This window comes from uncultured Dietzia sp., from assembly GCF_937873725.1.
GTDB lineage: Bacteria > Actinomycetota > Actinomycetes > Mycobacteriales > Mycobacteriaceae > Dietzia.
This window is the reverse complement of the sequence record NZ_CALMYY010000058.1, coordinates 1-4474: the sequence shown is the minus strand read 5'-3', so window position 1 is coordinate 4474 and position 4474 is coordinate 1. Positions and strand designations below refer to the sequence as shown.

General features: G+C 69.4%; 5 protein-coding genes and 4 tRNA genes. 6 read left to right on the top strand and 3 right to left on the bottom strand.

The genetic code is table 11. The features are described 5' to 3' along the window. The 3 genes from Q0444_RS05475 to Q0444_RS05465 all read right to left on the bottom strand — a co-directional run bounded on the left by Q0444_RS05475 (position 1) and on the right by Q0444_RS05465 (position 295). Positions 1-71 (bottom strand) — tRNA-Val (locus Q0444_RS05475). 29 nt (positions 72-100) lie between these two features. Further along, positions 101-174 (bottom strand) — tRNA-Cys (locus Q0444_RS05470). A 48-nt stretch (positions 175-222) separates the two neighbouring features. Beyond that, positions 223-295, bottom strand: a tRNA-Gly gene (locus Q0444_RS05465). A gap of 283 nt (positions 296-578) precedes the next feature. Here Q0444_RS05465 and Q0444_RS05460 point away from each other — a divergent pair. From Q0444_RS05460 to Q0444_RS15090, 6 genes are all read left to right on the top strand, one after another. Beyond that, positions 579-650, top strand: a tRNA-Val gene (locus tag Q0444_RS05460). 215 nt (positions 651-865) lie between these two features. Continuing rightward, a complete protein-coding gene (locus Q0444_RS05455) occupies positions 866-1441 on the top strand; it encodes a MauE/DoxX family redox-associated membrane protein (protein WP_299021962.1) in 576 nt (191 codons plus the stop codon). A gap of 125 nt (positions 1442-1566) precedes the next feature. After that, positions 1567-2175 (top strand): redoxin domain-containing protein, encoded by a 609-nt coding sequence (locus Q0444_RS05450; protein WP_299021960.1) that lies wholly within the window; start codon positions 1567-1569, stop codon positions 2173-2175. Positions 2176-2245: 70 nt separating this feature from the next. After that, positions 2246-2938: a methylamine dehydrogenase light chain gene (locus Q0444_RS05445; protein WP_291084755.1), complete on the top strand. Its 693-nt coding sequence runs from the start codon at positions 2246-2248 to the stop codon at positions 2936-2938. 20 nt (positions 2939-2958) lie between these two features. Continuing rightward, entirely contained in the window at positions 2959-4314 is a 1356-nt protein-coding gene (locus Q0444_RS05440) for a hypothetical protein (protein ID WP_299021958.1), read from the top strand. Further along, the coding region (locus Q0444_RS15090; RefSeq protein WP_367179743.1) for a twin-arginine translocation signal domain-containing protein at positions 4314-4474 on the top strand (161 nt) is incomplete at its 3' end. The genes Q0444_RS05440 and Q0444_RS15090, both read left to right, overlap by 1 nt.

The window sequence follows — 4474 nt, the reverse complement described above, 5'->3', positions numbered from 1 at the left end:
GCGCGATACTGGGATTGAACCAGTGACCTCTTCCGTGTCAGGGAAGCGCTCTCCCGCTGAGCTAATCGCGCGGGACTCTCCGCCGGAGGCGACTCCGGTGTGGAGGTGGAGACGGGAATCGAACCCGTGTTGACGGCTTTGCAGGCCGCTGCCTCACCACTCGGCCACTCCACCGCAAGGTATCGAGCCTGGTGAGGACGTCCTGGCTCCTCGATCCCTCCGAGCGGATGACGGGATTCGAACCCGCGACCCTCACCTTGGCAAGGTGATGCGCTACCAGCTGCGCCACATCCGCATCGCTTCCCGGCTCGCTGCTGCTCACCGCGTTGCGAGAATGAACATTAGCCGAAGGCGTTCTCGGTTCACAAATCGGGCCCCGGATACCGCGTGCCACCTGGGCCTATGTGCTCCCGCGGCCGCGTCCCGCCCTCGACGGGTCCAGGGGGCGGGGTCGGCGTCGGGTGCCGGCCCGGCCCCGTCGGCCCGGTCGCCGCCACACGCGCGGTGGGGTCGAATTGGGCAACCGGACCGACCTTGATACAGTGTTCCGGTGCCTGGGCGGTGAGCCCGGCCGCAGCGGTCCTATAGCTCAGCGGAAGAGCGCTCCGTTCACACCGGAGAGGTCACTGGTTCGAACCCAGTTAGGACCACCGCAGGTCGCAGCCCCCGTCTCCGGATCATCGGAGACGGGGGCTGCCGGCATTTCGGGACTCAACGTCTGTGCGACTGTGATCTCCACAACTGTTGAGTCTTGGAAACAGCTGAGCATCAACTGTGAAACACGCCAGAAACAAAGTCCTCCTAGCGTTCTCCCCGTGCCACCGCACAAGGCCTCCAGGGGCCGTCATCGCCGGAAGGAACGCATATGACGGGCATGTTCATCACCTCGGTCGTCGGGATCGCTCTGCTCACCGCCGGGGTGAGCAAACTCAGGGACCTCGATGCCCACGCCCGTGTGGTCATGGGATACAAGCTCCTCCCGGATCCGGTCGCCCGACGGCTGGGGCGTGCGCTCCCGTTCATCGAGATCGCTCTCGGCGTCGCCACGATCGGCCGGCTGGGACTGCCGGTCACGGCCTGGGCGGCTGCCGCCCTGTTCGCCGGATACGCGGTGGGACTCGCCGTGAACCTGGCCCGCGGACGCACCGACCTCGACTGCGGATGCTTCGCCTTCGGCACCCATGACGCCCCCCGGATCACCTGGTGGCACGCCGCCCGGGCGCTCGGCTTCGCCGCGGCCGCCGCTCTGACCGTGGTCCTGCCCGGACCGGATTCCGTGGCCGAGGTCGCTACAGGAGTAGCGACGGGCGCACTGGCCGTCGTGCTCGGGTTCGGTGTGGCGGCGGTGGCATCGACGCTGTCGCTCGGCCGGCGCCGGGTCGACGACTACCTGGCCCCGGCCCGCGCCGAGATGCGCCGTCGTCAGGGCGCCCGGGTCTGACGACCCGGCCCATCACCGATCACCCCGCACCTCCTCCCACCGCCCGGACGCGCCCGTCCGGAGGTGTCGCACACGCCCGGCACGGGGCCCTTCCGTGCCCGAAACCCCTTCGACAGGAGAACCCCATGTCCGCTCTCGTCTACACCATCCTGATCGTCCTGGTCCTGGTGGACGTCGTCCTGGTCCTCATGATCCTCGGGCTCGCCCGGGAGATCGGTCGGGTCCAGGTGCGCCTCGGGCCGCTCGGTGCCCGCGTCCAGGATTCGGGCCCCGCCGTCGGCGACGTCGGGCCCGCGTTCGAGGGCCTCGTCGACCACGTGGGTCGGGAGACCTCGGTGGCGGGGGAGCGCCGGCGGCCGCAGCTGCTGATGTTCACCGGCCCCAAGTGCTCGACCTGCAAGGCCCTGCTCCCCGGGATCCGGACCATGGCCAAGGCCGAGAAGGACCTGGACGTCGTGCTGATCTCCGACGGGACCGAGGAGGAGCACCGCGAGTTCCTGGCCGGGGCGCGGATCGGTGACGAGCTCGCCTATCTCGACGCCCGCGAGGTGGGCATCGCCTACCAGGTCGGAACCACGCCGTACGGGGTCCTGCTCGACGCCGACGGCTCCATCGCCGCCAAGGGCCTGTGCAACAACATGCAGCACGTCGAGAGCCTGCTCAACGCCCTCGAGTCGGGCACGCCGACCATCCAGCACCTCTACGCCGGACTGAAGGTCCCCACAGCTTCGTGAGCTCCCCGCGGCGCGAGCCGCGGGACGCATCGCGATCAGATCACCACCCTCGATTCGAAAGGAAGACACCGTGGACCACATCGACGATTCCGACCAACGCCGACTCTCCGAGCACGCCCAGTGGCTGGCAGGCGGGGGAGGAACCCCCCTGAGCAGGGTGTCGCGGCGACTGTCCGAGCGGACCTCCCGCCGATCCGTCCTGTCCCAGATGGCCAAGTGGACGATGGGCGTCTCCGGTATCGCGGTCGTCGGCGCGCTGCCGGTGACGCGGGACCCGCAGGCGATGGCCCAGGCGGCCCCCGCCGCCGGCGGCGCCCGGGTGACCCCCTTCGGGGCGGGCGACGACCTCCTGCCCACCTATGACGGCAAGGATCCCACGGCGTGCAACTACTGGCGCTGGTGCAACATGGACGGCTACCCGTGCCCGGCCTGCGCCGGCGGCGGTGTCTCCACCTGTGCCCCCGGCTCCAGGCCGGGTGCCGAGTACTGGGTCGGGTGCTGCACCCATCCCGAGAACGGCAAGACCTACCTCATCGCCTACTACGACTGCTGTGGAGCGCCCGGTTGCGCGAGCACGTTCTGCGGTGAACCCGACGCCCAGGCGGTCATGTACAACCCCGTCGCCGGCAGCTTCGACCAGGAGATCATCTGGTGCGTCTCGGATGAGTCCCAGTCCTACACCTGCACCCTCGCGCCGATCATCGGCGAGGACTGCCAGACCAACAACGCGACCCGGCCCCGCGTCGGCGCCGGCTCCCGTTGACCGGCCGGAAAGGACACCTGATGACGATGTTCACCACCACCCGGCTGGCCGGGTTGTCGATCGCCACCGCCACGGCCCTGATGCTCGTGGGCTGTTCCTCGGGCAGCGACACCACCGAGACCGTCGACGAGTTCGACGTGGCCAACGGCGTGGCCACCACCTACGAGTTCCCCAACGTCCCCGAGGTCACCGCACCCCCGTCGAACGCCGCCCTGGGCGACGACGACCAGGAACTCGGTGAGGTCGGATCCGACCCCAACCGGCCGTACACCGCCGCGGTCACGCCGATCAGTGCCGACTGGATGATCACCACCGAGCGCAAGGACAACGAGACCGTCTACGCGGCGTTCGACCCCGTCGACGGCGTGGTCAAGACCCGGATCACCACCGGGCACGCCATCTGGGACGACGTGGTCCACGTGTTCACCACCGACGACGCCTCCGAGCCCCAGGCGGTGGCGTTCGAGGTGTGGGCGCCCCGCGGTTCGCGCGGCCAGTCCGATTTCACGGTCTCGACGTATTCCGGCAACCTGCTCGAGCCCGCGGAGGTCCTCCTCCCCAGGCACGTGCGGTTCCACTCCCGCGAGGGCTCGCACACCATCAGCCAGGGTAGGTACCTGGCCTCGTGGGACGACCAACTCTTCGGCCCACGCGTCGTGGACCTCGACCGCGGCGTGCTCTCCGGGGAGACCCAGATCCTCGGGTGCGGACCGTTCACGTGGCCGGTCGGGGACAAGATCTACTCGGTCTGCGAGAACTCGGGCGAGCTCATCGAGCTCACGATCGACTCCGACGGCCGGATCAGCGAGACCGCCCGGGCGGAGGTCCTCCCGGAGGACTTCACCTCGGCCCGCGAGGCCCACTTCGCCGAGGAGATCCGGTCCGGGTTCCTCGTCAACGAGGCGGGCGACGTCTACCTGTTCGACTTCTCGAACGGCCTGCCCACCGAGGAGGTGGCGCCCATCGGCAACGTCGGGCGTGACGGTGGCCGCTTCTACAAGAACGCCATCCGTCCGGACGGCGAGCAGTTCTTCGTGGAGTACACCGACACGGAGATCCACCCCCACTCGGCCAACGGCGGTGACGTGGTGAGCGTCCGGCTGTTCGACGTGAACGGGGCGAAGGAGACCCGGAACCTCGACCTCGAGAAGCTGGGGCTGGACTCCATCGACTCGACGTCGTACAACCTCGACGGCTCGGTCCTCTACGTGCTGGGGACCACGGCGGGCGAGGGCGACGACGAGGGCACGGACCTGCCGACCGTCGTGGGCGTCGACCCCGCGACCGGTGAGATCGTCTCGACCGCGACCATCACCGGCTTCGGCGGTTGGGACGGCGTGAGCGGCCTCACGGCACCTGAGCGGATGGCCGGCTGATGCGGCGCACCACGGGTGTCCTGCCGCCCCTGGCCCCCGACGTCAACCGCCGGGCATTCCTCGCCGCCCTCGGTATGGGCGGCGTGGGGCTGGCCATGGCCGCCTGTGGTGCGGAGAAGGCGGTCACGTCCGCGGTCAAGGCGCCGGACCGGATCGGTTA

Coding starts and splice junctions, on each gene's coding strand:
- Q0444_RS05450 (WP_299021960.1), top strand. CDS start 1,567: ATGTCCGCTCTCGTCTACACCATCCTGATCGTCCTGGTCCTGGTGGAC.
- Q0444_RS05440 (WP_299021958.1), top strand. CDS start 2,959: ATGACGATGTTCACCACCACCCGGCTGGCCGGGTTGTCGATCGCCACC.
- Q0444_RS05455 (WP_299021962.1), top strand. CDS start 866: ATGACGGGCATGTTCATCACCTCGGTCGTCGGGATCGCTCTGCTCACC.